Raw genomic sequence first — 24,588 nt, forward strand, 5'->3', positions numbered from 1 at the left:
GCATAAGCGACAGGAGGCCAAGATGCTGTCAGTGGAATGCGACAAGGCGGCGGGTTACGTGGAGATTACGCTCGACGGGGCGCTGCATGGCGATGAATACAGCGCAGTGGTTGCAGCCATCGACGCGGCGCTGAAGGTTCACGATAAACTGAACCTGGTGGGTGTGCTGCGTGGCTTCGGCCATGTCGACTGGTCGGTCTGGCCCCGCGATCTGGTGTTCCACGCAACGCACCGCAACTGGATGAAGCATGTCGCCATCGTCAGCGACATGGGTTGGGTGGAGCCGACCATGCGCATCTTCGCGCCGTTCTACGCCGCAGAGATCCAATGCTTTCCGCTCGCTAAACTGGACGAGGCGCGAGCCTGGGCGCGCACCGGATCAATCACCCGCGCGGCGGATTAAATCGACGTCCGCTCGCCCTGAGCCTGTCGAAGGGCCCGGAAATGGCTGGTCCGGAGGGGCTTCGACAGGCTCAGCCTGAGCGGGGCTGTGGTCTTTACTCTGGGGGCATTCACCCCTCTAGCGCCCCCACTTCTTCTGCTGCTTTCCGAACCGGGTCTTGCGGGTGCCGGGCTTGCCCTCGTTGCTGCGGCCGACGATGGGTGCCTTGCGCTCGCCTTCAGGCAGGCCGAGTTCGGTCGCTTCGAGGCGGCGGATTTCGTCGCGCAGGCGGCCGGCTTCTTCAAACTCCAGGTCGGCCGCGGCGGCGCGCATCCGGCCTTCCAGCTCCTCGATATAGGCCCGCAGGTTGTGGCCGACGAGGTTGTTGCGGCTGTCGTCTTCCAGCTCAACGACCACCCCGTCGCGGCTGGCCGTATCGGCCACGATATCGTGGATGTTGCGCTTGATCGTTTGCGGGGTGATCCCGTGCAGCGCGTTATAGGCGCGCTGCTTTTCGCGGCGGCGGTCGGTCTCGGCGATGGCGCGCTCCATCGATCCGGTCATCCGGTCGGCATAGAGTATCACCCGGCCATCGACGTTGCGCGCCGCGCGGCCAATGGTCTGGATCAGCGATGTTTCGCTGCGCAGGAAGCCTTCCTTGTCGGCATCCAGGATCGCGACCAGTCCGCATTCGGGAATGTCGAGGCCTTCGCGTAGCAGGTTGATCCCCACCAGCACGTCATAGACGCCCAGGCGCAGGTCGCGGATCAGCTCGATGCGTTCCAGTGTCTCTACGTCTGAGTGCATGTAGCGCACGCGCAGCCCCGCCTCGTGCATGAACTCGGTCAGGTCCTCGGCCATGCGCTTGGTCAGCGTGGTGACCAGCGTGCGATAGCCCGCCGCCGCGGTCTTGCGGCATTCCTCGATGCAGTCCTGCACCTGGTCCTCGACCGGGCGGATCTCCACCGGCGGGTCGATCAGGCCAGTCGGGCGGATCACCTGTTCGGCAAAGACCCCGCCCGATTGCTCCATTTCCCACGAACCCGGCGTTGCCGAAACGGCCACAGTCTGCGGCCGCATCGCGTCCCACTCGTTAAACCGCAGCGGGCGATTGTCGATGCAGCTTGGCAGGCGAAAGCCGTATTCGGCCAGGGTAATTTTGCGGCGATGGTCACCTTTGCTCATCGCGCCAATCTGCGGCACGGTCTGGTGGCTTTCATCGACGAACAGCAGGGCATTGTCGGGCAGGTATTCAAACAGGGTCGGCGGCGGTTCTCCGGGCAGGCGCCCGGTCAGGAAGCGGGAGTAATTCTCGATCCCCGCGCAGGATCCGGTCGCGGCAATCATCTCCAGGTCAAAATTGGTGCGCTGCTCCAGGCGCTGCGCCTCCAGCAACTTGCCCTCGGCATTAAGCTCCTTCAGCCGCTCGGCCAGCTCAAACCGGATCGCGTCGGCCGCCTGCTTCATCGTCGGCCCCGGCGTGACATAGTGCGAATTGGCATAGACCCGCACGCTCGAAAGCTTGTCGCCCGTCTTGCCCGTCAGCGGATCGAATTCGGCGATCTGCTCAATCTCGTCACCAAAGAAGCTGATCCGCCATGCGGTGTCTTCCAGATGGCTCGGGAACAGTTCCAGGTTATCGCCGCGCACGCGGAAGGTGCCGCGCTGAAAGGCAGCGTCGTTGCGCTTGTATTGCAGGGCGACGAGCTTGCGGATGATCTCGCGCTGGTCCTCGCTTTGCCCCACCTTCAGGTCAAAGATCATGGCCGAATAGGTTTCGACCGAGCCGATGCCATAGAGGCACGAGACCGAGGCAACGATGATCACGTCATCGCGTTCCAGCAGCGCCCGGGTGGCCGAATGGCGCATCCGGTCAATCGCCTCGTTTACGCTCGATTCCTTCTCGATATAGGTATCGCTGCGCGGGACATAGGCCTCTGGCTGGTAGTAGTCGTAATAGGAGACGAAGTACTCCACCGCGTTATCGGGGAAGAAGCTCTTCATCTCGCCATAGAGCTGCGCGGCCAGAATCTTGTTGGGGGCAAGGATCAGCGCGGGCCGCTGCGTCGCCTCGATCACCTGGGCCATGGTAAAGGTCTTGCCGCTGCCGGTTACGCCCAGCAGCACCTGGGTCTGGTCATCTGCGCGGATGCCCGCCACCAGATCGGCAATCGCGGTCGGCTGGTCCCCGGCGGGCTGATAATCGGACACGATCTTGAACGGCCGCTGCCCCTCCGCCTTCTCCGGCCGCGCCGGCTTGTGCGGAACGAACGCGCCAGAGGTATCGGGCTCTTCCAGACCGCGGCGGATGATGAGTTGGGACATGCGGGGGATATGGGGGATGGGGGGCGGAAGGGGAAGGGGCAAGCGTGGTACCTGGTTATGGACAAGGATGCACGCGCTCGACAGCCGCTCGCCGAGACGCCACACTCCCGCCAAACAAGCGGGGGGATGAACAATGGGCATGGAACTCAGCCGGTCAGTCGCGGGCAAGGTGGTGCTGGTCACCGGCGCGGGTAGCGGGATGGGGCGGGCGACGGCAGAGGTCTTTGCGGCCGAGGGGGCCTTGGTCGCGCTGACGGACCTGCCGGGCAGCCCGATTGAGGACATCGCGGCAGACCTGCGCGCCAGGGGGCATCAGGCGCGGGCCTGGGTGCTGGACGTGTCTGACGCCGCCGCGATCCGCGCCGTGGTGCCCGAAGTGGCCGCCGCCTTTGGCGGGCTCGACGTGCTGGTCAACAATGCCGGGGTCAGCTCGTTCTGTCCGATCGACGATGACGACCATTACGAGCTGGTCTGGGATCGCGCTGTCTCCGTCCTGCTGACGGCGCACCAGCGGATGATCCGGGCGGCGCTGCCGTTCCTGCGGCAGTCCTCCTCCCCCCGGATCGTCAATATCGCCAGCACCGAGGCGCTGGGGGCCACCGCGCGCAACAGCCCCTATGCCGCGGCCAAGGCGGGGGTGACGGGGCTGACGCGGGCGCTGGCGGTGGAGCTGGGCAAGGCGGGGATCACCGTCAACGCGATCTGCCCCGGTCCGATTGCCACCGGCATGACCGAGAAGGTCAGCGATGCGGACAAGGCTGTCTATGCCCACCGCCGCACCGCGCTGCGCCGCTATGGCCAGCCGGAAGAGGTGGCGCACATGACGCTAAGCCTGTGCCTGCCCGCGGCCAGCTATATCACCGGGGTAACGATCCCGGTCGATGGCGGGCTGATGGCGCGGAACGCCTGAGGAAAGTTTGAAGCAGAATCCGCTCGCCGGTCTGTAACGGCGGTTGGTCGGGGACAAAGGCCTTTGGTCGAACATCATTGGCAGCGGCCTCCGCAGGGAGCCTAGGGCCGCATCAAGGTGGCCGCCCCGTGGGGAGGGCGGTGAGTTGGATGGATTGCCTGTCGCGGCGCAGGGGCTCGCGCGCACGGGCAATGGGAGAATGACAGATGTTCGTGAAGACCCCTGCCGCGCGGCTGCGCCATGCGCCGCTGCCGCTGTGGATCGGCCTGCTGGCCTGTGCCGCGCCGGCCTTTGCCGAAACAACCGACAAGCCGAATGCCGAAGTGGCCAGTGCCGCCGTTTCTGATGGCGAGAGCGCCGGGCGGGCCAAGGTCTATCAGCCAGCCTTCTTCGCCGCCTATTCCCCCACCACGGCGCTCGATATGGTCCGCCGGGTGCCGGGCTTCGCGATCGAGGAGGCGGATGGAGAGGTTCGCGGCTTCAGCGGCGCGGCGGGCAATGTGGTGTTTAATGGCGCGCGCGCCTCGTCAAAGTCCGATGCGCTGGCTGCCCAGCTGGCCCGAATTCCGGCGCGGCGGGTGCTGCGGATCGAGGTGGCGCCGGGCGATGTCTATGGCTCGGACTTTGCGGGGCGAAGCCAGGTGCTCAACGTCGTCACCACCAAGGCTGGGGGGATCGACGGCAATATAAAGGCCAGCGTCACGCGGCTACACAACGGGCGTGCAACCCCTAACCTGGAAGGCGCGGTGGTGATCCGCAGCGGTCAGTCGACCTTCAACCTTTCAGCCGAAAGCGGCCGCCGGGCGCAGACCGAGATCGGCTTTGACGAAGTTCGCCGGGCGAGTGACGGCGTGCTGCTGGAACGCCGCGACAAGCGCAACGAGATCACCGAGCGTAGCCCGGCCTTCGCGGCGAGCTGGGCGCACGATGGGGGCACGAACAAGTCGGCGCACCTCAACCTGCGCTATGCCCCCGGCGGGTTCGAGCTGCAGCAGTACAATCATGTGTCGCCGCTCAATGGTCCGCAGCGCGATGACCGGCTGGTGCAGGATGCCAGCCCGACCCGCTACGAAATCGGCGGCGACGTGACCCGGCCGCTTGGCGGCGGGGCGCTCAAATTTGTCGCGCTGGCCAACCGGCGCGAGCGCGATGACTTCGATGCCTATTATACCCGGCAGGGAGACGCGGTGGTTGGCGGGTTCGAGCAGGACACCACCTCGCGTTATGACGAGGTTCTGGGGCGGTTGACCTGGACCCATCCCAAGGTGGCGGGCTTCGCGCTCGAACTGGGGAGCGAGGTGGCCTACAACAAGCTGAGCAATGCGACCGACCTGTTCCTGTTGGGGCCGAACGGCGCCCGCGATCCGATCGACCTGCCGATTGACCGGGCGACGGTCGATGAGCTGCGCAGCGAGAGCTATGTCAACCTGGGCCGCCAGCTGACCCCGGCGCTGCGGCTCGATACGACGCTGGCGTTCGAAGTCTCGAGGCTGACGGTCAGCGGTGATACCGGTGCAGAACGATCGCTGAAGTTCTTCAAACCGGGCATGACGCTTGATTGGAAGGCCGGCGGCGGCTGGCACGTTCAGGCCTCGCTGCGGCGGCAGGTGGCGCAGCTCAATTTCTATGATTTCATTTCCGCCGCCGAGCTGGCCAATGACCGGATCAATGGCGGTAATGCCGATCTGCGCCCGCAGCGGACCTGGGAGGCGCGGCTGACGGTCGAGCGGCCGGTGCTCGCCAAGGGCCAGGTGCGGCTGGAAGCCGGCTTTGATTGGGCGAGCGACCTTCAAGACCGTATCCTGACGCCCGAAGGCTTTGACGCGCCCGGCAATATCGGTTCGGGTACCCGCAAATTCGTGCAGGGGACGTTTGATGCCCCGCTCGACACGCTGGGCCTGAAGGGGACCCGTTTCAAGCTGACCGGAGGCTGGCAGGAACATGCGGTGCGCGATCCACTGACCGGACAGGAGCGCCCGTGGAGCGGGTTCCGCCCAGCCTGGAACTGGAGCGCCGAATTGCGCCGCGATGCGGGCCAATGGTCTTATGGCCTACAGGTCTTCCGCGAAGCGCCGAGCACGGTTTACCGGATCAACGAGATTGACCGGTTCTTCAATTCGGGACCATTCGGGATCGCCTTTGCCGAATATCGCCCTGACAAAAAGACAACGATCCGGCTGGATGTTGAGAATGTGTTCGACGTTGCGGGTCAGCGGCGGCGGACCTTCTACGATCCGGATCGGCGCCAGGCGCTGCCGTCCGCAGTAGAGTTCCGTCACCGCGACGCGCACGCCGCGGTGACGATCTCGATCAACCGCACCTTTGGCGCGGGGTAAAGGCTTAGGCTCAAGACCTAAGCAGGATAGGCGAGAGCCTCGAACCGGTCGAGGTGATGGTCGATCGAGCCGAACTGGCCTTCGATCATCGTCCCGCGCTTGAAGTAGTGGCCGATCGCCAGCTCCATGGTGATGCCGATGCCGCCATGGGTCTGGATCGCGTTCTGGCCGACGAACTTGAGGCTGCGGCCAACCTTGGCCTTGGCCATCGAGACGGCTGCCTTGCGGGCGGCGGCGTCCTCGTCAAGCTTGAGCGTGCCCATCAGCGCCATCGACGAGACCTGCTCGGCCTCGACGAACATGTCGCTCATGCGGTGGGCCAGGACCTGGAACTTGGCGATGGGCTGGCCAAACTGCTTACGCTGCTTGGTGTACTCCACAGTCTGGTTCAACATGCTGCGAGCAATGCCGGATGCTTCGGCGCATACCGCCATGGTGGCTTCATCTACGACGCGCTCGATCAGGTCGATCCCGCCTGTCAGCAGTGCCTCACCCGGAATGGCGACGTTCTCGAAGTAGACCTCCGAAGCCATGAAGCCGTCAACCGTCGGGTAATCGCGGCGGGTGATGCCGGGGCGGTTGGCCTCGATCAGGAACAGTTCCACACCCGCGCGGTCGCGGCGGCCACCGCCGGTGCGGGCGGTGACGAGCAGATGGGTAGCCCAGGGGGCGGCATAGACCACGCCCTTGTGACCATTCAGGACATAGCCAGCGCCATCGGCCTTGGCGGTGGTGCCGATGTCGGCCAGGTTATAACGGCCCTGCGGTTCGGCATAAGCGAATGCGATGATTGCATCGCCGCTGATGATCGCGGGGATGGTCGCTTCGGCCAGCGCGCCGCCGGCGTGCTTCAGCGCGCCGCCGCCGATCACAACGGTCTGGAGCCACGGCTCGATCGCAATGACCTTGCCGAACTCTTCCATCATGATCATGTTTTCGATCGCGCCGCCGCCCATGCCGCCATGCTCTTCGGCGAAGGGTGCGCAGGTCAGGCCGAGTTCGGTGGCGATCGCCTTCCAGATGCCGGGATCGCGTCCTTCGGGGCTGGCCAGCATCTTCTTGCGGCTTTCGAAGTCATAGGTGTCCGCCAGGAACCGCGCGAGGGTTTCACGCAGCATGCCCTGCGTTTCGTTATAGCTAAGGTCCATTGTGTCTTATCCTTGTCGCGCGCTCAGAGACCCAGCACCATCTTGGCGATGATCTGGCGCTGCACTTCGTTCGAACCGCCATAGATCGTGGTCTTGCGAACGTTGAAGTAGCTTGGCGCAGTGCGATGGGCCCAATCGGGACCGATCGGGTGCTCGTTGTCGCCTTCGCCAAAGCCGCGGAAGTAAGGCGCGCCATAGTGGCCGGCAGCTTCGAGCGCGAGTTCGGTAATGCGCTGCTGGATCTCGGAACCCTTGATCTTCAGCACCGAGCTTTCCGGGCCAGGGCCCTTGCCGGCAGCTTCGCCTGCCAGGGTGCGCAGTTCAGTGTATTCCAGCGCGGTCAGGTCCATTTCCAGCTCGGCCACCTTGCGGCGGAAGAACGGGTTGGAGAGCAGCGACTTGTCACCATCCATTTCGGCGGTCGCGATTTCCTTGATCTTTTCGATCCCGCGCTTCGATCCGGCCACCCCGGCAATACCGGTGCGTTCGTGGGCGAGCAGGAACTTGGCGCAGGTCCAGCCCTTGTTCTCTTCATACACGCGGTTGGCGATCGGCACGCGGACGTTGTCGAGGAACACTTCGTTCACTTCGTGCTCGCCGCCCAGGGTGATGATCGGGCGCACTTCGATGCCCGGGGTCTTCATGTCGACCAGCAGGAAGCTGATGCCTTCCTGCTGCTTGGCATCGGGATCGGTGCGGACCAGGAAGAAGCCCCAGTCGGCGTGCTGGGCCATGGTGGTCCAGGTCTTCTGACCGTTGACGATGTAGTGGTCACCATCACGTTCGGCCTTGGTGCGCAGCGAGGCGAGGTCAGAACCGGCGCCCGGTTCCGAATAGCCCTGACACCACCAGTCCTCGCCCGACAGGATGCGGGGCAGGAAGTGGGCCTTCTGCTCGGGGGTGCCAAAGGTGTAGATCACCGGGCCGACCATCGACAGGCCGAAGGGCATCAGGCGGATGCAGTCTGCGCGCGCAGTTTCTTCAGAGAAGATGAAGCGCTGCGTCGCGGTCCAGCCCGTGCCGCCGTATTCCACCGGCCATGCGGGGGCGACCCAGCCCTTCTTATGCAGGATGCGGTGCCAGGAAAGGAAGTCTTCCTTGGAGAGCTCGTCGCCCTCATCCTGCTTGCCGCGCAGTTCGGCCGGATAGTTCTCGGCGATGAAGGTGCGGACCTCGTCGCGGAAGGCAAGATCCTCAGGGCTGAAATCGATGTCCATGATCCTCGATCCTCTGGTTATGCTGTTCTCCGCAAAATGGCGCGGATTTGCGCGCGGAGCAAGGATCGGTTGCAACTCGGGACCAAAGACCTAGGCCCGCGGCAGGCTGTCGTTACGGCATGCTGGATTTGCCGCTGCCGACTATGGTTGGCAGGCGCGGGGTTGAGCGTTAGCAATCAGGGCAGGAGGGTCATCACATGCACCGAATCGCTCTGGCACTTGCCATCACCTTGCCGCTCATGGCCTGCGGGCAGGAGCCCCAGAAGCAGCCCGCGCAGCAGGCCACTGAAGATGCAGACATGCCGCCGCCGTTGCAGCCGGGCCAATACCGCGTGGTGTTGCGGGTCAACCGCGTGGAGTTTCCGGGCATGACCGGGGCGATGGCGGACAATGCCAAGACGATGTTCGGCACGAGCGCCCAGACCAGCGAATATTGCCTTACCCGCGAAGATGCCGGGAAAGGGCGTGAAGACTATTACCGCCGCACCCTTGCCAAGGGCGATTGCAAGTATGAAAGGCTCAACCTCACCGCCAAGGCGATCGACGCGGTACTGGTCTGCCAGACTGGTCAAGGCATGACTGCGCGCAACGAAGTGGTCGGCACTTTCACCGCGACGGGATCGAACGTGGCGGTCAAGTCGATCAACCAGATCGCGGGTGGTACCGTCAGCATGGAGGCGGAAGTGAGTTCGGAACGCATTGGAGACTGCAGTTGAGCCACCCCTATCGTTTCGATCGTGCCATTTCCCGCCGCCCTGGCGCTTCGGTGGTCAAGGGGCTGCGCGCCGGCGGTGGACCTGATCCGTCGCTGCAAGGCGTGCTGGCTGAACATGCGGCCTATGTGGCGGCGCTGGAGGCGGCAGGGCTGAAGGTCACCCTGCTTGATCCGCTGGAGGACTTTCCCGACGCGATCTTTGTAGAGGATCCGGCGCTGGTTTTCCCTGACTGCGCAATTCTGCTGAACCCCGGCACGGCGACGCGCGCGGGCGAGGGCGTCTTTCTGCGCCCCACGCTGACGGCAATGTTCGATCAGGTGCTAGAGCTGCCCGAAGGCCATGCCGATGGCGGTGACGTGCTGGCGATGGACGAAGCAGTCTATATCGGCCTCTCCGCCCGCACCGACCGCGCCGGGGCCGAGGCGCTCGCCCGGCTGCTGGAGGGCACGGGGCGCAAGGCCGTAGTGGCGGAAACGCCGCCCTCCGTGCTCCACCTCAAGACCGCCAGTTCGATCATCGATGAGGAAACGATCCTCGCCACCTGCGAACTTGCCGCAAGCGGGGTCTACGCCGGCTATCGCGTGCTTGAGATTCCCAAGGGTGAGGAGGCCGGGGCCAACGTGTTGCGGGTTAACGACACGATCTTTGCGGGCAGCCGCTTTCCGCGCATTCTGGAATTGCTTGATGGGCATGGTGCACAAGTCGTGTGCCTTGAGAATAGCGAAATCGAGAAAATCGACGCGGGTTTCACCTGCATGTCGCTGCGCTGGTTCGGGGGATGGCAACGCCACGATAGTGCTGCGGATTGAATAACTGGGCCCGGTGCGTACTGCGCAAGGGCGCGGAGCATTGAAGAAAGCCATCTGCGCACTACCTGAACAGCAATGGTATTGGGCGTTTTTCGCGCATGAAGTCGCGATTCTTGCGTCAATACAGTATTTGGACCATACGGCCGTCACAGGTTTGGATGTTTCGGGGCGAGGAATGCGATTCGGTGAAATTGAGGCACCGCTGCCGGCGCTGATTGAACTCAGTGCCATGGCGATGTGCGTCACCAACCCTCGTCTTCACGACAACCCGGTTGTTGCGTGTAACCAGGCGTTTACAGATCTGACGGGCTACACGATCGAAGATATCGTCGGTCAGAACTGCCGGTTCCTATCGCGCGCCGATCCGCATCCCGAAATTGCTGCGAAGATTGGCCAGTCGGTGCGTGAAAAGCGCGGCGTTCTGTTTGAGGTGGTCAATTACAAGAAGGATGGCACGCCCTTTCGAAACGCGGTGATGGTTGCGCCGATGTTTGACGAGCATGGCGCAGTCAGCTTCTTCCTTGGTTCTCAGGTGGAAATTCCCGAACCCAAGTTCGACGTCGCCATGGCTGAGCGGCAGCAGGCCGCACAGCAGCGGATCTCAGGTCTGACCCCGCGCCAGCGTGAGATTCTGGAACTGATGGCGGGTGGTCAGCTCAACAAGCAGATCGCCTACGCGCTCGACCTTTCGGAAAAGACGGTGAAGATGCATCGTGCGCTGCTGTTGCAGCGGCTGGGGGTCGCGACTTCGGCAGACGCCGTTCGGTTGGCCGTCGAAGCGGGGCTTTAGTCTGAGCCTTCCCTAAAGACCGCAACCTTAAGTCTGTATGGTGGCTGACTGCGGAATCCAGCAAATGCCGGGCAGAGGCACACAGTTGCCTCCGTCTTGCTGCTTCGGCCTGACCAACCACCCCCTCCCAGGGCCTGGTGGCAAGCGAGGAAGCAGGTTCGGTATCAGCTCGTGCAAAAAGGTGCTGCCGCCGGACCTGCTTCCCTCCAATGTTCAGCGACAAAAGCCGCTACCCGACAGTTCAACGTGTAAGTGGTCTTGGTGGGCAGCGTTATAGGCTGGCCCCAAAACAGTCCCAAAGCGTTTGCAGGCGCTTTGATGCACCATCATCAGGAACCGCCGTTCGGGGGCATTGCCTGCGGCCCACTGATCGCGGACAGAGATCCGTCGGCCATCGGCCAGAATGAATGCTGATACGTCAATTGCATTGGCAGTTGCATGGGCGCTGCGGCGGTCACTGCCGGCGACGTTGCGGCAAGAGAAACTGCCCATGGTCTCGATCTTGACCAGGGGGCTGCCAAGGATTTGCCGTGCTGCGCGGTCAGCGCCGAAGCGGGCCCATCCGGCAAACGTTTCGGCAAGCGGGCAGGCGACCGGGCCGAGGTTGGCGAGTTGCAGATGCGCGTCATCGCTACGCAGGCTGGTGAGACGGACCGTGCCGACCGTTGAGCAGCCGGCACCGTAATACTGGTCGGGAAGCGGCGTGAAGCCTGCGCGATTGGTGCTCAGGTCGGCGAGGCACTGGCGGAGTTCCGGTCGCGAGGTCAGCGAAGTGGCTGCGGGACGGCGCACGGTGCCGCGCTTCTGCGATTGTGGAATGTCAATGCAGGCGCTTACCAGAGCCACCGCGGGCAGCAGGGCGAGTGTTCGGTGCATCGTGGATCGATCTTATAACGTGGTTAACAGGAATATACAGTCACAAGATCCTCGGGCGGGGGTTGCCAGCGGGGCCCGGGCAGGTTATCCGCAACTAATGCGAACGATTATCAATAGCGTCAGTCTGTTCTGGGGCGTGCTTGCGCTGCCCGGTCTGGTCCTGCTGTACGGCTGGTCAACAGGCGCCATTCTGACGATGGATATGCTGCATCCAACCGGCGAAACGAGCGCCCGGCTGATGATTGCAGCGATGTTGATCGGGCCGCTGGCTGGCCTGCTTGGCCCGCGCCGCTGGCTGTTGTGGCTCCTGGCCCGCCGCCGCGCGCTTGGAGTTGCCGCTTTTGGCTATGCTGCGGCCCACCTGGCCTTCTACGGGATTGATATGGGCAGCCTGCGGGCGGTGCTCGGTGAGTTGCCGATCGCTTCGATCTGGACCGGCTGGCTTGCGCTTGCGCTGATGCTGCCGATGGCGCTGACCAGCAACCAGGCTGCGATGAAGCGGCTGCGGGCCGGCTGGAAACGGGTTCAGCAACTGGCCTATCCCGCCGCCGTGCTTACCCTGTTGCACTGGTGGTTGATCCACGATGGCGCGATTGCCGCGCTGGTTCATTTCGCACCGCTGGCTTTGCTCTGGTTGGCCCTGGCGCTGCGCCAAACGTTCAAGTCAAATCCTTCCCCCCAAGCAGGAGTATAAGTCCATGCGTTCCCTGATCCTCGCCGCGATGTTCGGCCTTGCCTCGGCTGCCACGCTTTCCATCGCCACCCCGGCCGCAGCCACCGGCAAGGTCAAGTGCCAGGCCGGCCCGCAGTCCGGCTGGAAAAATGTCGATGCGCTCAAGGCTCAGCTGACTAAGGATGGTTGGCAGGTGACCAAGGCCAAGGTCGATGGTGGCTGTTATGAGGTCTATGGTGTTCTGCCGACCGGCGAAAAGGTTGAGGCCTATTTCCATCCGGTCAGCTTCGAGAAGCTTTACGTCGCGCAGCGCGGCAAGGTGCTGTTCCGCAAGTCCGGGTATTGATCCCGGCAACATAGCGATGCGTCATTGACAAGCCCGGGGCCGTCTCTATGTGCGGCTCCGGGCCACGCGGTCCCAACGCCGCGCGTGCTCTCTGCAAGGAGAGACTACAATGACTGCACAACTGCCTGCGCGCAAACCCGCGCGTCCGTTCTTTTCTTCCGGTCCCTGCGCCAAGCCGCCCGGATATGCCCTTGAAAAACTGGCTACCGAATCGCTTGGGCGCTCGCACCGCGCCAAGATCGGCAAGACGCGCCTGCAGTACTGCATCGACCTGATGCGCGAAGTGCTCGGCCTGCCCGATACGCACCGCATCGGCATTGTTCCGGGGTCCGATACCGGTGCCTTCGAGATGGCCATGTGGACCATGCTCGGCGCCCGCCCGGTCACCACGCTGGCGTGGGAATCGTTTGGCGAAGGCTGGGTAACCGACGCGGCCAAGCAGCTTAAGCTTGATCCCACTGTCCTGCGCGCCGATTACGGTCAGCTGCCTGATCTTGGCGCGATCGACTGGTCGAATGACGTGCTGTTCACCTGGAACGGCACGACTTCGGGCGTCCGCGTGCCGAATGCCGATTTCATTCCTGCTGACCGCGAAGGCCTGTCCTTTGCAGATGCCACTTCGGCTGTCTTTGCCTATGATATCGACTGGTCGAAGATCGATGTCGCAACTTTCTCGTGGCAGAAGGTGCTAGGCGGTGAAGGCGGCCACGGCGTGCTGATCCTGGGCCCGCGCGCGGTCGAGCGGCTGGAAACCTACACCCCGGCCTGGCCGCTGCCCAAGGTGTTCCGCCTTGTTTCAAAGGGCAAGCTGGCTGAAGGCGTGTTCAAGGGAGAGACGATCAATACCCCCTCGATGCTCGCCGTCGAGGATGCGATCTTCGCGCTGGAATGGGCCAAGGGCCTTGGTGGGCTCACCGGCTTGCAAGCGCGGTCGAATGCCAATGCCGCTGCCCTGAACAAGATCGTGGAAGAGCGTTCGTGGCTTTCGCACCTCTGTGCGGACGCGGCGACCCGCTCCACGACCTCGGTCTGCCTCTCGGTCGAAGGCGCAGACGAGGCCTTCATCAAGGCCATGGCTGGCGCGCTCGAAAAGGAAGGCGCGGCCTTCGATATCGCCGGTTACCGCGACGCCCCTCCGGGCCTGCGGATCTGGTGTGGCGCGACCGTCAATGTTGAAGACATTGAGGCGCTCGGCCCCTGGCTCGACTGGGCCTACGCGACGACCAAGGCCGCCTAATTTTCCGGGCGGGCCAAATGCGTCCGCCCGCCCCCTCCATTTCCAATTGAAAGAGGCTTATCATGACCAAGCCCCGCGTACTCATTTCCGACAAGATGGATCCCAACGCTGCCCGCATCTTTACCGAGATGGGCTGCGATGTTGACGTGATCACTGGCGAAACCCCCGAACAACTGATCGCCCGCATCGGCGATTACGATGGCCTCGCGATCCGTTCCTCGACCAAGGTCACCAAGGAAATCCTCGCCGCCGCCAAGAACCTCAAGGTGATTGGCCGCGCCGGCATCGGTGTCGATAACGTCGATATTCCGGCTGCCTCGGCGCAGGGCGTGGTGGTGATGAACACGCCGTTCGGCAACTCGATCACCACCGCCGAACACGCCATCGCGCTGATGTTTGCGCTGGCCCGCCAGATCCCCGAAGCCAATGCTCAAACCCAGGCCGGCAAGTGGCCGAAGAACGATTTCATGGGCGTTGAAGTGACCGGCAAGACGCTGGGCCTGATCGGTGCAGGCAACATCGGTTCGATCGTCGCCAGCCGCGCCATTGGTCTGCGGATGAAGGTCGTGGCCTTCGATCCATTCCTGACGCCCGAGCGCGCCGTGGAAATGGGCGTGGAAAAGGTGGATCTGGATGGCCTGCTGGCCCGCGCAGACTTCATCACGTTGCACACGCCGCTCACCGACCAGACGCGCAATATCCTCTCGGCCGAAAACATCGCCAAGACCAAGAAGGGCGTGCGCATCATCAACTGTGCGCGCGGCGGGCTGATTGATGAAGCCGCGCTCAAGGATGCGCTCGACAGCGGCCAGGTTGCCGGTGCCGCGCTTGACGTGTTTCAGACCGAGCCAGCCAAGGATTCGCCGCTGTTCGGCACCCCGAACTTCATCTGCACCCCGCACCTTGGCGCTTCGACCAACGAGGCCCAGGTCAACGTGGCGCTGCAGGTGGCCGAACAGATGGCCGATTACCTGGTCAACGGCGGCGTCACCAACGCGCTCAATATGCCTTCGCTCTCGGCCGAGGAAGCGCCGAAGCTGAAGCCTTACATGGCACTGGCCGAACAGCTGGGCAGCCTGGTCGGGCAGCTGACCACCGGCGCAATCCCGCGAATTTCGATCCACGCCGAAGGTGCTGCGGCCGAACTCAACATCAAGCCGATTGTCGCCGCCGTCCTCGCCGGCTTCCTGCGCGTTCAGTCGGACACCGTGAACATGGTCAACGCCCCGTTCCTGGCCAAGGAGCGCGGGATCGAAGTGCGTGAGGTAAAGACCGAGAAGGAAGGCGATTACCACACCCTGATCCGCGTTTCGGTGAAGACCGATGCGGGTGAGCGCTCGGTGGCCGGCACGCTCTTCTCCAACGCCGAACCGCGCCTGATCGAACTGTTCGGGATCAAGGTTGAGGCCGAACTGGCCGGTAACATGATGTACATCGTCAACGAGGATGCTCCCGGCTTCATCGGCCGGATCGGTACCCTGCTGGGCGAAGCGGGCATCAACATCGGCACCTTCAACCTTGGCCGCCGCGCCGCCGGCGGCGAAGCCGTGCTGCTGCTCAGCGTCGATAGCCCGGTTCCCGCCAATGTCATCTCCGCCGCGCGCGATGTGCCGGGTGTGAAGCGGGTCATGGCTCTGGCGTTTTAAGCCGCAATCGGGCAACGGGATCGCACGATGCAAGACACCGACCGCGACCTGTTGCCCGAAGGCCTTGAAGACCGGTTGCCACGCGATGCGGCAAGTGCTGCGCGCGTGACTCGCGCCGTGCTCGATGTGTTGGACAGCCACGGCTACGATCGGGTCCAACCGCCAACGATCGAATTTGAAAAGTCGATGGCCAGCCGAATGGCTGGGGTTCAACCGCGCCGGATGTTCCGCTTTGTCGACCCGGCGAGCCTGCGTACGCTTGCGCTGCGCAGTGATATCACTGTCCAGGTCGGCCGGATCGCCGCCACGGCCCTGGCCGAGCACGCCCGCCCGCTGCGGTTGTGCTATGCCGGGCAGGTTGTGACGATCAAGGGCGACGGGCTCGATCCCACGCGGGAGCGCCTGCAGCTTGGGGCCGAACTGATCGGTAACGATTCGGTTGCTGCGGCCGGCGAAGTGCTGGCGGTTGCGCTTGAAGCGCTGACAGCTGCCGGGGCCAAGGGTCTGTCGGTGGACTTTACCCTGCCGGATCTGGTGGATGCCCTGGCTGCGGAAGCTTTCCCGCTTGGTGCCGACCAGATCGAAGCCGTTCGCCGCGAACTTGATGCCAAGGATGCCGGTGGCCTCGTTGCAGCCGGCGGACAGGCCTATCTGCCACTGCTTGCCGCGATTGGCCCCTTCGAAACAGCAATCGAGAAACTGGCGGCTTTCGACAAGGGCGGCGTCCTGGCTGGCCGGATTGCCGCGCTGCGCAACATCGCAGACCGGGTTGGCAATCTCGCCCGGTTGACGCTTGACCCCAGCGAACGCCATGGCTTTGAATACCAGTCCTGGTTTGGCTTCACGATCTATGCCGAAGGCCTGCAAGGCGCGGTCGGGCGCGGCGGCAGCTATGCCATTCTGGGCAGCGGGGCCGAGACCGAACCGGCAATCGGCTTCTCGCTCTATCCCGATGACCTGATCGACGCCTTGGCCGAAGCCGAACCGCGCCCCGACACCCTGTTCCTGCCGCTGGGCCATGATGCCGAAGCAGCCGCCCGCCTGCGCGCGGTTGGCTGGCGCACGGTTGCTGCTGTTTGCACCGCGTGCGAGCCGGTGGCGCTGGATTGCACGCATCGGCTGGATGGGACCGAGACCGTCAAGCTCTAGTCGAAGCACGCGGATGGCTTGACGCGTCCCTCGCATCCGCCTACCGACCGCGCCGTTTGCGGGGCCGTTCGCCCCCACTGGTCCACCCCTTGCGCCGAGTCCTGTCGAAGGGCGCTTGCGGGTTTCTTGGCAGGGTGAGGGACTCTATCAAATGGCCAACGTAACCGTGATCGGCGCCCAGTGGGGCGATGAGGGCAAGGGCAAGATCGTCGACTGGCTGGCCAGCCGCGCCGATGCCGTGGTGCGGTTCCAGGGCGGGCACAATGCCGGCCATACGCTGGTGGTGGGCGATCAGGTCTACAAGCTTAGCCTGCTGCCCTCCGGCATCGTAACCGGCACGCTTTCGATCATTGGCAACGGCGTGGTGCTTGATCCCTGGCACCTCAAGAGCGAGATCGCCAAGCTTGAAGGGCAGGGCGTGGTCATCAACACCGAAAACTTCGCCATTGCCGATAACTGCCCCCTGATCCTTCCGCTGCACCGCGATCTGGATGGCCTGCGCGAGGCGGCCGCCGGTTCGGGCAAGATCGGCACGACCGGGCGCGGGATCGGCCCGGCTTATGAAGACAAGGTTGGCCGCCGCGCGATCCGGGTGTGCGATCTGGCCCACCTTGATGCCCTTGATGCCCAGCTTGACCGCCTTTGCGCGCACCATGATGCGCTGCGCGCCGGGTTCGGCCAGCCGCCGGTCGACCGGGCCCAGCTGCTGGCAGACCTTAAGGAAATCGCCCCTTCAGTGCTGAAATATGCCCAGCCGGTGTGGAAGCGGCTCAATACTGTGCGCAAGGCCGGGGCCCGCATCCTGTTCGAAGGTGCGCAAGGTGTGCTGCTGGATGTCGATCACGGGACCTATCCCTTCGTCACCAGTTCCAACACGGTCAGCGGCACTGCGGCCAGCGGTTCGGGGCTTGGCCCATCGAGCACCGGTTTTGTCCTTGGCATCGTCAAGGCCTATACCACCCGCGTGGGCTCGGGACCGTTCCCGACGGAGCTGGACGATGAAACCGGCCAGCGGCTCGGCGAGCGCGGGCATGAATTTGGCACGGTGACGGGGCGCAAGCGCCGTTGTGGCTGGTTCGATGCGGTGCTGGTGCGCCAATCCTGCGCCATTTCCGGCGTCACCGGCATTGCGCTGACCAAACTTGACGTGCTGGACGGGTTCGAGACGGTGAAGATCTGCACCGGCTATCGCCTGAACGGCAAGGTGCTGGACTATTTTCCAAGCCATGCGGCCGACCAGGCCAATGTCGAGCCAATCTATGAGGAAATGGAGGGCTGGAGCGGTACCACCGCCGGTGCCCGCAGCTGGGCTGACCTTCCGGCCCAGGCGATCAAGTATATCCAGCGCGTGCAGGAACTGATCGAAACCCCGGTGGCGCTGGTCAGCACTTCGCCCGAACGAGAGGATACGATCCTCGTGCGGGATCCTTTCGTCGACTAGGTACTATTGACATAGGGTGCGTTTGTTCTACCTCTGTTCAAAGCGAACGGGAGTCGTAAGCCTATGGCAGTACAACCTTTTTCCTACGGAGCACCCGCTGAGGATACGGCAGGCCTGCCACTGGCCTTGTCGATCTTTGCTGACCGCGGGCACTTGCGCGAAGAATTGCGCGAAGATGCTGAGGCTGCCGGTTTCCGGATTGCCGAAGCCGGAGATGTGGCAACCCTGCTAGAGGGGGATGCGCGGCCGCTGGGTGACGTGGTTTTGCTCGATTGTCCCGTGGTGGAAGGCACGCAACTCGCCGCTCTGGCGCGGATTGATCTGCGGGCGGCGACCTGCGGTGCGCACCTGATCGTCTCGACAACGGTCGCGGCGCTGGACGATGTCTTTGCCTGCCTCGATCAGTCGAACCCCCAGATCCTGGTAGAGCCCAGCCGGGCCGAGCGGGTCATCGCACTTGGCCGGGTGCTGGCAAGAGTTCCCAACCTGCGACTGCGCGAACTGTCCGAAGCGGATCGACTGGTCCTGCTGCGGCTGACCGAGCAAGTTGGCCAGATCGCGGAGCGGCTGGAGCGGCTTGAAAGCCCCAGTCGCGGCAAAGGTGACGGGCGCGAATCGCCGTTCCGATTTGAGAGCCCCGGCTCCACCTTCACTCCCACCGGCGCGGACGGAAGCGAGCGTCTGGTGCGTGCCACCCGCCCGCCACTGCCTGATCCGCGGCTTATTCGCCGGATTATACGCCAGCGCCAGCTGCGCGGACGGTATTTCGATGGCGATCTGTTCGCTGACCCTGCCTGGGACATGCTGCTCGATTTGACCGCGGCGCGGGCCGAGCACACCCGCGTCTCTGTCACCTCACTCTGCATTGCTTCGGGTGTTCCGCCAACCACAGCGTTGCGCTGGATCGGCCAAATGACTGAAGCGGGCCTGCTGCAACGCGTGGAGGATGAAACCGACCGGCGCCGGGCTTTTATCACCTTGTCGGATCAGGCGGCGGACACCATGTCACGCTACTTTGCTGAACTGGGCGCGCCGGCCGCCACACTGGTTTGATCGGCAGGCCTTCCCAAGACGTGCAGATTGCGCTAGGCGCGCGATCCTTGACCGTTCGGTCGGGCGCTTAGCTCAGTTGGTAGAGCATCTCGTTTACACCGAGAGGGTCAGCGGTTCGAGCCCGTTAGCGCCCACCATTTCTGGCTTAAGGTGAAGGCCAGCGACGGCAATCACTTCTCTTCCAGCATCTTGGCAGTTTCGGCGTTGCTCCAGTCATGTCCGCCGACATAGCGCCAGACCTCGCGCCCGTCGGCGTTGTAGTAGATCGTCGTCGGCAAGACGGTGACCTTGTACTGCACGGTCAGCTCACCATCGGGATCGATCCACGGTTCAAGCCGGTCCGCCCCGCGCGCCTTGAGGAAGCCGGCTACCTTGTCGGCCGGCGGCATGTCCTGCGACACGGTCAGCACCTTCAGGCTGGCTTCGCGGTCCTTGGCGAGCTGGTTCAGGGTTGGCAATTCGGCCACGCAAGGCGCGCACCAAGTCGCCCATAAATTGATCAGCAGCGGCTTGCCCTTGAAGCTCGCCAGTTCCACCGTCTTGCCGCTGGCATCGCGCAGGGTGAAATCGGGCAGAGCGCTTCCCTTGTTGCTGCGGTCGATCGTACCAGAAAGTTCGCCGCCCGCAGGTGACGCGGCAGGTTGCGCCGGAGCCTTGCTTTCCCTATCGCACCCCCCGATCAGCAGGGCACAGCCAAGGACGGCAATCTTGAGCGAGCGGGACGATAGCAAGAGCAGCTCCAATGCAATGTGGGGCGGACGGTTTGCCGAGGGACCCTCGGCAATCATGCGCGAGATAAATGCGTCGATCCCCTTCGACAAGGCGCTGTGGCGGCAAGACGTGGCCGCAAGCAAGGCCCATGTCGCAATGCTCGGTGCACAAGGCATTGTCAGCGATACCGATGCAGCCGCCATTTTCCGCGGGCTTGATCAGGTTGCGGCCGAGTATGAAGCCAATGGCGTCCCGGAAAACTGGGACCTCGAAGATATTCACATGACCACCGAAAGCCGTTTGGCTGAACTGATCGGTCCAGTGGCGGGGCGGCTCCACACCGCGCGCAGCCGCAACGATCAGGTGGCGACTGATTTCCGGCTTTGGGTCCGCGATGCGCTGGATCAGGCCGATGCGGGGCTCAAGGCGCTGCAGGTGGCTCTGGTCACCCGCGCGGGTGAGCATGCCGAGAGTATCATGCCCGGCTTCACCCATTTGCAAACGGCCCAGCCGGTCACTTTGGGGCATCACTTGATGGCCTATTACGAAATGGCCGCGCGCGATCGCTCGCGGCTGGCGGATGCGCGGGCGCGGTTGAACCAGTGCCCGCTGGGATCGGCGGCCCTGGCCGGCACGGGCTTCCCGATCGATCGCCAGGCGACAGCCGGCGCGCTCGGATTTGCCGCGCCGACCCGCAACAGCCTCGATTCGGTTTCGGACCGCGATTTCGCGCTCGATTACCTGATGGCGGCGGCGCAGATAGCACTGCACCTTTCCCGGCTGGCCGAAGAATTCATTATCTGGGCCAGCCAGCCCTTCGGCTTTGCTGCGCTGCCCGATGCACTGTCGACCGGCAGTTCGATCATGCCGCAAAAGAAAAACCCCGATGCGGCCGAACTGGTGCGCGGCCATGCTGGCCGGATCATTGGCAGCCTGACCAGCCTGATGATCACGATGAAGGGCCTGCCGCTGGCCTATTCAAAGGACATGCAGGATGACAAGCCGCCGGTCTTTGAAGCCGCCGGGCTGCTGACGCTCTGCCTTGCCGCAATGGAGGGCATGGTCAGCGGCACCACCTTCCGCACCGGGCGGATGCGTGAAGCGGCAGAACTGGGCTATGCCACGGCGACCGACCTGGCCGATTGGCTGGTCCGCCAGGCCAATATCCCGTTCCGTGAGGCGCATCACATCACCGGCGCGGCGGTGAAGCTGGCAGAGAGCCGGGGCGTTGCGCTCGATGCCCTGCCGCTGGCCGATCTCCAGGCGATTGACGCGCGGATTGACGCGCGGGTCTTTGCCGCGCTCTCGGTCGATGCTTCGGTTGCCTCGCGCGCCAGCTATGGCGGAACGGCGCCTGAACAGGTAAGGCAGCGCGTGGCCGAAGCGCGCGTGGCGCTGGGGCTGGAGTAATCGTCATGCGTCGCCAGGTTCTTCCCGCTGTCTTGCTGTTGGCGCTTGGCGCTTGCGGGCAGCAGGCGGATCTGAAACCCAAGGCCGGGCAGGATCTGCCCCCGCCGCCTTATGGGCGCGAGGATCGGCCCAAGGCCAAGGCACTGCTCCAGGTTGATCCGCAAGCAGCCCCTGAACGCAGCGTGGAACTGCGAAAACGATCGGAAGACCGTACTGACGATCCGTTCGATCTGCCCCCTTCCGACGAGTAAGACTTCATGGACCACTTTCAAATCATCAACGGCGAGCTGCACGCCGAGCGCGTGCCGCTGAGCCGCATCGCCGAAGAAATTGGCACCCCAGTTTATGTCTATTCGCGCGCCACGCTGGAACGCCACGCCCGTGTCTTCAGCGAGGCGCTGAGCGCGCTGCCGAAGAAGCACGTGGCTTTCGCGATCAAGGCCAACCCGAACCTGGCCGTGCTGCGCGTGATGCAGCGCGAAGGCTTTGGTGCCGATGTCGTCTCGGGCGGCGAACTGGCGCGCGCGCTGGCTGCAGGCATGCCGGGCAAGGACATCGTCTTTTCCGGCGTTGGCAAGCTTGAGCGGGAAATGATCCAGGGCCTCGATGCCGGAATCGGCCAGTTCAATATCGAGAGCGAGGAAGAGGGCATTGAACTTGCCGCTGTGGCCGCTGCGCGCGGGCAGCGGGCAGCTTGCGCCCTGCGGGTCAATCCCGATGTCGATGCCCGCACGCATGAAAAAATTTCAACCGGCAAGGCCGAGAACAAGTTTGGCGTACCGATTGACCGCGCCGCGGGGATCTATGCCCGTCTGGCGGAACTGCCGGGGCTGGATATGCGCGGGGTGGCCGTCCACATCGGCAGCCAGCTTCAGCACCTGCAGCCGCTGGAAGATGCCTTCATCAAGGTTGGCGCGCTGATCGCGGAACTGCGGGCAAACGGCCAGACCGTTACCCATGCCGACCTTGGTGGCGGTCTTGGCGTTACCTACAAGGCGGGAGAGGTCTTCCCCACGCCGGCCGATTACGGCGCCATGGTTGCCCGTGTCTGCGGCGGCTGGGACGTAACCCTGATGTTTGAACCTGGTCGGGTCATCGTCGGCAATGCAGGTGTGCTGCTGACCCGTGCGATCCGGGTGAAGCGCAGCTCGAACAACACCCCCTTCGTGATTGTCGATGCCGCGATGAACGATCTCGCCCGCCCGGCAATGTATGGTGCCTGGCACGATTTCGAGGCGGTCAAGCCCACCGGCCAGCGCATGACCGCGCACATTGTCGGCCCGATTTGCGAGACGGGTGATACCTTTGCCATGGACCGCGAGATTGATGCGCTCGTTGCCGGCGATCTGGCCGTGTTCCGCACGGCCGGGGCCTATGGCGCGACCATGGCTTCGTCCTACAACAGCCGTGGGTTCGTGGCTGAAGTGATGGTCGATGGCGATCAGTATGCCGTCGTTGCTGACCGCATCGTCCCCGAAGCGATCTCTGCCGCTGAGCGGGTGCCGGCCTGGCTCGATTGATGCTGCACAGCCTGCCCCTGTTCCACCGCCTTGCCGGCCAGCCGGTGATCGTGCTGGGCGAAGGGGAGGCGGCCGAGGCCAAGTGTCGCTTGCTGGAACGGGCCGGGGCCAAGATCGTTGGCGCCAATGATCCTCAGGCCCGGCTGGCTTTCGTAGCCCTGGACGAACCAGAGGCAGCCGCAGCCCAGCTCAAGGCACGCGGTTTGCTGGTGAACGTGGTTGACCGGCCAGAGCTGTGCGACTTCACCACGCCCAGTCTGCTGGAACGGGGGCCAGTGCTGGTTGCGGTTTCGACAGGGGGCGTTTCGGCCGGTCTGGCCAAGGCGCTGCGCCTGCGGCTTGAAGGCTTGCTGCCCGCCTCGCTGGGCACGCTGGCGGAAGGGCTGAATGCTGCGCGGGCGGCCATGAAGGCGCGCTGGCCCGATGGCCGTGAGCGGCGGCGGGTGATGGATGCGGCACTGGCGGCGGGCGGCGCGCTTGATCCGCTGGTTGATGGGGCCGATGTCGATGGCTGGCTGGCTGGCGCAGATAGCAGCGCCGGCGGCACTTACGAGATTGTGCTCTCTTCGCAGGATCCTGATGATCTGACCCTCCGCCAGGCGCGCTGGCTGGGTAGCGCCGACCGCGTGGTCTACGAACCCGGTGTGCCCGTGGCGGTCCTGAACCGGTCGCGGGCAGACGCAGCACAGCTTGAACTTGTGCCCGGCCTAGCCGTGCCAGACGAGCCCGGCCTTACCGTGATCATTCGGCAGGGATCAGCAGCACCTTGATCTGGGCCAGGGCGATCGGCTTGCTCCGGTCATCCTGCCAGGCTTCGGCATTGACCAGCGCCACCCGGCGGCCGGCGCGGGTGACGGTGCCCTTGGCATAGGTTACCTGCTCGGTCCCCCCGCGCATGAATTCCACCTGGATGTTGACCGGCTTCAGCCGCATCGTCTCCCCGCGGCGGTCCAGTTCGGCCTGAAGTGCCGCAAAGCCCGCCATCTCCATCAACCCGGACATGGCCCCGCCGTGCAGGAAGCCGGGCCGTCCCGCGACGCGGTTGGAATAGTCCACTTTCAGCACCGGTTCCCCGGATTCGTCGTGGTCAATCTCGATCCCCAGGGCCTGGGCATAGGGGGGCAGGGTCAGGCCGGTCACAGGTAGGATCCGTGGGTTGCCATGAAGGTGCCGGTGACATGGGCCACCGGGTCTGCGGGATCCTCGTCATAAGCGATGCCGCGGATGAACGAGATCGTGCGGGTCAGCTTATAGCATTCCCCGCGTCCGATCACTGTTCGGCCGGGCTTGGCCGCGCGCATGTAATCGACCCGCAGGTCAAGCGTGGCATGGGGCACGAACTTCTTGTTCAACGTCCACACGCTCATTGAGGTGGCATTGTCCATCAGGCTGATGATCGGGCCAGATGCCAGCACGCCTTGCCCATCGATCCCGACCAGCTCCTCGCGCCAGGGCAGGGCAAGTTCCACCCAGTTGGCACCGTGATCATGATAGCGGATGCCCAGCCAGCCACCATGGCCGTGCCGCGTCATCATGCGAGAGGCAAGCGATGGATCGAACTCCGTGCCGGGCGGCACAACGCTGGGCGGGGGCTGGCTCATCGACGTTTCTCTGCTGAGCCGCGGCCCCGATTACAATCTTTTAATTTTATCTCCTGCGCTCGTTTCGCCGAGGTTGCGCCGGCAAGGCACCTCCGTCTTGCGCCAAACCGAGGGGAAGAAAGATGAACCTGCCCAAGATCGATATCTCTGCGCTGCCCGATCTCGATACGCTGACCGGCGTGTTCGGCAGCCTGGCTCACCCGGCGCAGGGCCTGCAGTCGAACGACACGATCATCATGATGATGACCTTCGTCTATGACGTGATCGTAGGCGGTTGAGCGCGGACCTGTCC

General features: G+C 63.9%; 25 protein-coding genes and 1 tRNA gene. 19 read left to right on the forward strand and 7 right to left on the reverse strand.

Annotated elements, in window-relative coordinates; all coding sequences use genetic code 11:
* Nucleotides 1–22: 22 nt before the first annotated feature.
* Nucleotides 23–403: an STAS/SEC14 domain-containing protein gene (locus RQP55_RS07740; protein WP_315609613.1), complete on the forward strand. Its 381-nt coding sequence runs from the start codon at nt 23–25 to the stop codon at nt 401–403.
* Between the two features lie 117 nt (nt 404–520).
* On the opposite strand, the gene uvrB is transcribed toward RQP55_RS07740, so the two are convergent.
* Nucleotides 521–2,707: an excinuclease ABC subunit UvrB gene (gene uvrB / locus RQP55_RS07745; protein ID WP_315609614.1), complete on the reverse strand. Its 2,187-nt coding sequence runs from the start codon at nt 2,705–2,707 to the stop codon at nt 521–523.
* Nucleotides 2,708–2,840: 133 nt separating this feature from the next.
* On the opposite strand from uvrB, the gene RQP55_RS07750 reads away from it, so the two are divergent.
* Together RQP55_RS07750 and RQP55_RS07755 are read left to right on the forward strand one after the other, a co-directional pair.
* Nucleotides 2,841–3,617 (forward strand): SDR family NAD(P)-dependent oxidoreductase, encoded by a 777-nt coding sequence (locus RQP55_RS07750; RefSeq protein WP_315609615.1) that lies wholly within the window; start codon nt 2,841–2,843, stop codon nt 3,615–3,617.
* Nucleotides 3,618–3,823: 206 nt separating this feature from the next.
* Complete coding sequence (locus RQP55_RS07755; protein ID WP_315609616.1) at nt 3,824–5,953, forward strand: hypothetical protein; 2,130 nt, start codon at nt 3,824–3,826, stop codon at nt 5,951–5,953.
* 17 nt (nt 5,954–5,970) lie between these two features.
* Here the strand turns inward: RQP55_RS07755 and RQP55_RS07760 are convergent, their stop codons facing one another.
* Complete coding sequence (locus tag RQP55_RS07760; RefSeq protein ID WP_315609617.1) at nt 5,971–7,101, reverse strand: acyl-CoA dehydrogenase family protein; 1,131 nt, start codon at nt 7,099–7,101, stop codon at nt 5,971–5,973.
* A gap of 23 nt (nt 7,102–7,124) precedes the next feature.
* Nucleotides 7,125–8,318, reverse strand: a complete 1,194-nt coding sequence (locus tag RQP55_RS07765; protein ID WP_315609618.1) for an acyl-CoA dehydrogenase family protein — start codon at nt 8,316–8,318, stop codon at nt 7,125–7,127.
* 197 nt (nt 8,319–8,515) lie between these two features.
* On the opposite strand from RQP55_RS07765, the gene RQP55_RS07770 reads away from it, so the two are divergent.
* The 3 genes from RQP55_RS07770 to RQP55_RS07780 all read left to right on the forward strand — a co-directional run bounded on the left by RQP55_RS07770 (nt 8,516) and on the right by RQP55_RS07780 (nt 10,633).
* A complete protein-coding gene (locus RQP55_RS07770) occupies nt 8,516–9,034 on the forward strand; it encodes a DUF3617 domain-containing protein (protein ID WP_315609619.1) in 519 nt (172 codons plus the stop codon).
* Nucleotides 9,031–9,843, forward strand: coding sequence for an arginine deiminase family protein (locus RQP55_RS07775; protein WP_315609620.1), 813 nt, complete (start codon nt 9,031–9,033; stop codon nt 9,841–9,843). The genes RQP55_RS07770 and RQP55_RS07775 overlap by 4 nt, the downstream gene beginning before the upstream one ends.
* 175 nt (nt 9,844–10,018) lie before the next feature.
* The gene (locus RQP55_RS07780; protein ID WP_410000279.1) at nt 10,019–10,633 is read left to right on the forward strand and encodes a LuxR C-terminal-related transcriptional regulator; all 615 of its coding nucleotides are present in this window, start codon (nt 10,019–10,021) and stop codon (nt 10,631–10,633) included.
* Nucleotides 10,634–10,846: 213 nt separating this feature from the next.
* Here the strand turns inward: RQP55_RS07780 and RQP55_RS07785 are convergent, their stop codons facing one another.
* A complete protein-coding gene (locus RQP55_RS07785) occupies nt 10,847–11,509 on the reverse strand; it encodes an extensin family protein (RefSeq protein ID WP_315609622.1) in 663 nt (220 codons plus the stop codon).
* 97 nt (nt 11,510–11,606) lie between these two features.
* Here RQP55_RS07785 and RQP55_RS07790 point away from each other — a divergent pair, with 97 nt between their 5' ends.
* The 8 genes from RQP55_RS07790 to RQP55_RS07825 all read left to right on the forward strand — a co-directional run bounded on the left by RQP55_RS07790 (nt 11,607) and on the right by RQP55_RS07825 (nt 19,191).
* Nucleotides 11,607–12,203: a ferric reductase-like transmembrane domain-containing protein gene (locus RQP55_RS07790; RefSeq protein WP_315609623.1), complete on the forward strand. Its 597-nt coding sequence runs from the start codon at nt 11,607–11,609 to the stop codon at nt 12,201–12,203.
* Nucleotides 12,204–12,207: 4 nt separating this feature from the next.
* A complete protein-coding gene (locus RQP55_RS07795; RefSeq protein WP_315609624.1) occupies nt 12,208–12,528 on the forward strand; it encodes a PepSY domain-containing protein in 321 nt (106 codons plus the stop codon).
* Between the two features lie 109 nt (nt 12,529–12,637).
* Complete coding sequence (locus RQP55_RS07800; RefSeq protein WP_315609625.1) at nt 12,638–13,765, forward strand: phosphoserine transaminase; 1,128 nt, start codon at nt 12,638–12,640, stop codon at nt 13,763–13,765.
* A 62-nt stretch (nt 13,766–13,827) separates the two neighbouring features.
* A complete protein-coding gene (gene serA / locus RQP55_RS07805; RefSeq protein WP_315609626.1) occupies nt 13,828–15,411 on the forward strand; it encodes a phosphoglycerate dehydrogenase in 1,584 nt (527 codons plus the stop codon).
* 27 nt (nt 15,412–15,438) lie between these two features.
* Entirely contained in the window at nt 15,439–16,560 is a 1,122-nt protein-coding gene (locus tag RQP55_RS07810; RefSeq protein ID WP_315609627.1) for an ATP phosphoribosyltransferase regulatory subunit, read from the forward strand.
* A gap of 151 nt (nt 16,561–16,711) precedes the next feature.
* Nucleotides 16,712–18,001 carry an adenylosuccinate synthase gene (locus RQP55_RS07815; protein WP_315609628.1) on the forward strand — a complete coding sequence of 430 codons (1,290 nt, stop codon included), beginning with the start codon at nt 16,712–16,714 and terminating at the stop codon, nt 17,999–18,001.
* Nucleotides 18,002–18,064: 63 nt separating this feature from the next.
* Nucleotides 18,065–19,054: a winged helix DNA-binding protein gene (locus tag RQP55_RS07820; RefSeq protein ID WP_315609629.1), complete on the forward strand. Its 990-nt coding sequence runs from the start codon at nt 18,065–18,067 to the stop codon at nt 19,052–19,054.
* Nucleotides 19,055–19,115: 61 nt separating this feature from the next.
* Nucleotides 19,116–19,191 (forward strand) — tRNA-Val (locus tag RQP55_RS07825).
* Between the two features lie 33 nt (nt 19,192–19,224).
* Here the strand turns inward: RQP55_RS07825 and RQP55_RS07830 are convergent.
* Nucleotides 19,225–19,785: a TlpA disulfide reductase family protein gene (locus RQP55_RS07830; protein WP_315609630.1), complete on the reverse strand. Its 561-nt coding sequence runs from the start codon at nt 19,783–19,785 to the stop codon at nt 19,225–19,227.
* 16 nt (nt 19,786–19,801) lie between these two features.
* On the opposite strand from RQP55_RS07830, the gene argH reads away from it, so the two are divergent.
* Genes argH through RQP55_RS07850 form a run of 4 tightly spaced genes read left to right on the forward strand, consistent with a single transcriptional unit; the run spans nt 19,802 to nt 23,465 of the window.
* Nucleotides 19,802–21,175 carry an argininosuccinate lyase gene (gene argH, locus RQP55_RS07835; protein ID WP_315609790.1) on the forward strand — a complete coding sequence of 458 codons (1,374 nt, stop codon included), beginning with the start codon at nt 19,802–19,804 and terminating at the stop codon, nt 21,173–21,175.
* A gap of 5 nt (nt 21,176–21,180) precedes the next feature.
* On the forward strand, nt 21,181–21,426 hold the full coding sequence (locus RQP55_RS07840) for a hypothetical protein (protein ID WP_315609631.1): 246 nt from the start codon (nt 21,181–21,183) through the stop codon (nt 21,424–21,426).
* A gap of 6 nt (nt 21,427–21,432) precedes the next feature.
* Entirely contained in the window at nt 21,433–22,695 is a 1,263-nt protein-coding gene (gene lysA, locus RQP55_RS07845; RefSeq protein ID WP_315609632.1) for a diaminopimelate decarboxylase, read from the forward strand.
* Nucleotides 22,695–23,465: a bifunctional precorrin-2 dehydrogenase/sirohydrochlorin ferrochelatase gene (locus tag RQP55_RS07850; RefSeq protein ID WP_315609633.1), complete on the forward strand. Its 771-nt coding sequence runs from the start codon at nt 22,695–22,697 to the stop codon at nt 23,463–23,465. Before lysA ends, RQP55_RS07850 begins: the two co-directional genes overlap by 1 nt.
* On the opposite strand, the gene RQP55_RS07855 is transcribed toward RQP55_RS07850, so the two are convergent.
* Nucleotides 23,437–23,835 (reverse strand): PaaI family thioesterase, encoded by a 399-nt coding sequence (locus RQP55_RS07855; RefSeq protein ID WP_315609634.1) that lies wholly within the window; start codon nt 23,833–23,835, stop codon nt 23,437–23,439. The two genes, RQP55_RS07850 and RQP55_RS07855, sit on opposite strands and share 29 nt — an antisense overlap.
* A complete protein-coding gene (locus tag RQP55_RS07860) occupies nt 23,832–24,296 on the reverse strand; it encodes a PaaI family thioesterase (RefSeq protein ID WP_315609635.1) in 465 nt (154 codons plus the stop codon). The genes RQP55_RS07855 and RQP55_RS07860 overlap by 4 nt, the downstream gene beginning before the upstream one ends.
* A gap of 122 nt (nt 24,297–24,418) precedes the next feature.
* On the opposite strand from RQP55_RS07860, the gene RQP55_RS07865 reads away from it, so the two are divergent.
* Entirely contained in the window at nt 24,419–24,574 is a 156-nt protein-coding gene (locus tag RQP55_RS07865; RefSeq protein WP_315609636.1) for a hypothetical protein, read from the forward strand.
* Nucleotides 24,575–24,588 lie beyond the last annotated feature (14 nt).

Origin of the sequence: Novosphingobium sp. APW14 (genome assembly GCF_032337075.1) — a bacterium.
GTDB lineage: Bacteria > Pseudomonadota > Alphaproteobacteria > Sphingomonadales > Sphingomonadaceae > Novosphingobium.

Coding starts and splice junctions, on each gene's coding strand:
- RQP55_RS07850 (WP_315609633.1), top strand. CDS start 22,695: ATGCTGCACAGCCTGCCCCTGTTCCACCGCCTTGCCGGCCAGCCGGTG.
- RQP55_RS07865 (WP_315609636.1), top strand. CDS start 24,419: ATGAACCTGCCCAAGATCGATATCTCTGCGCTGCCCGATCTCGATACG.
- RQP55_RS07740 (WP_315609613.1), top strand. CDS start 23: ATGCTGTCAGTGGAATGCGACAAGGCGGCGGGTTACGTGGAGATTACG.
- lysA (WP_315609632.1), top strand. CDS start 21,433: ATGGACCACTTTCAAATCATCAACGGCGAGCTGCACGCCGAGCGCGTG.
- RQP55_RS07785 (WP_315609622.1), bottom strand. CDS start 11,509: ATGCACCGAACACTCGCCCTGCTGCCCGCGGTGGCTCTGGTAAGCGCC.
- RQP55_RS07815 (WP_315609628.1), top strand. CDS start 16,712: ATGGCCAACGTAACCGTGATCGGCGCCCAGTGGGGCGATGAGGGCAAG.
- RQP55_RS07820 (WP_315609629.1), top strand. CDS start 18,065: ATGGCAGTACAACCTTTTTCCTACGGAGCACCCGCTGAGGATACGGCA.
- RQP55_RS07760 (WP_315609617.1), bottom strand. CDS start 7,101: ATGGACCTTAGCTATAACGAAACGCAGGGCATGCTGCGTGAAACCCTC.
- RQP55_RS07755 (WP_315609616.1), top strand. CDS start 3,824: ATGTTCGTGAAGACCCCTGCCGCGCGGCTGCGCCATGCGCCGCTGCCG.
- argH (WP_315609790.1), top strand. CDS start 19,802: ATGTGGGGCGGACGGTTTGCCGAGGGACCCTCGGCAATCATGCGCGAG.
- RQP55_RS07780 (WP_410000279.1), top strand. CDS start 10,019: ATGCGATTCGGTGAAATTGAGGCACCGCTGCCGGCGCTGATTGAACTC.
- uvrB (WP_315609614.1), bottom strand. CDS start 2,707: ATGTCCCAACTCATCATCCGCCGCGGTCTGGAAGAGCCCGATACCTCT.
- RQP55_RS07795 (WP_315609624.1), top strand. CDS start 12,208: ATGCGTTCCCTGATCCTCGCCGCGATGTTCGGCCTTGCCTCGGCTGCC.
- RQP55_RS07800 (WP_315609625.1), top strand. CDS start 12,638: ATGACTGCACAACTGCCTGCGCGCAAACCCGCGCGTCCGTTCTTTTCT.
- RQP55_RS07840 (WP_315609631.1), top strand. CDS start 21,181: ATGCGTCGCCAGGTTCTTCCCGCTGTCTTGCTGTTGGCGCTTGGCGCT.
- RQP55_RS07770 (WP_315609619.1), top strand. CDS start 8,516: ATGCACCGAATCGCTCTGGCACTTGCCATCACCTTGCCGCTCATGGCC.
- RQP55_RS07860 (WP_315609635.1), bottom strand. CDS start 24,296: ATGAGCCAGCCCCCGCCCAGCGTTGTGCCGCCCGGCACGGAGTTCGAT.
- RQP55_RS07810 (WP_315609627.1), top strand. CDS start 15,439: ATGCAAGACACCGACCGCGACCTGTTGCCCGAAGGCCTTGAAGACCGG.
- serA (WP_315609626.1), top strand. CDS start 13,828: ATGACCAAGCCCCGCGTACTCATTTCCGACAAGATGGATCCCAACGCT.
- RQP55_RS07765 (WP_315609618.1), bottom strand. CDS start 8,318: ATGGACATCGATTTCAGCCCTGAGGATCTTGCCTTCCGCGACGAGGTC.
- RQP55_RS07790 (WP_315609623.1), top strand. CDS start 11,607: ATGCGAACGATTATCAATAGCGTCAGTCTGTTCTGGGGCGTGCTTGCG.
- RQP55_RS07750 (WP_315609615.1), top strand. CDS start 2,841: ATGGGCATGGAACTCAGCCGGTCAGTCGCGGGCAAGGTGGTGCTGGTC.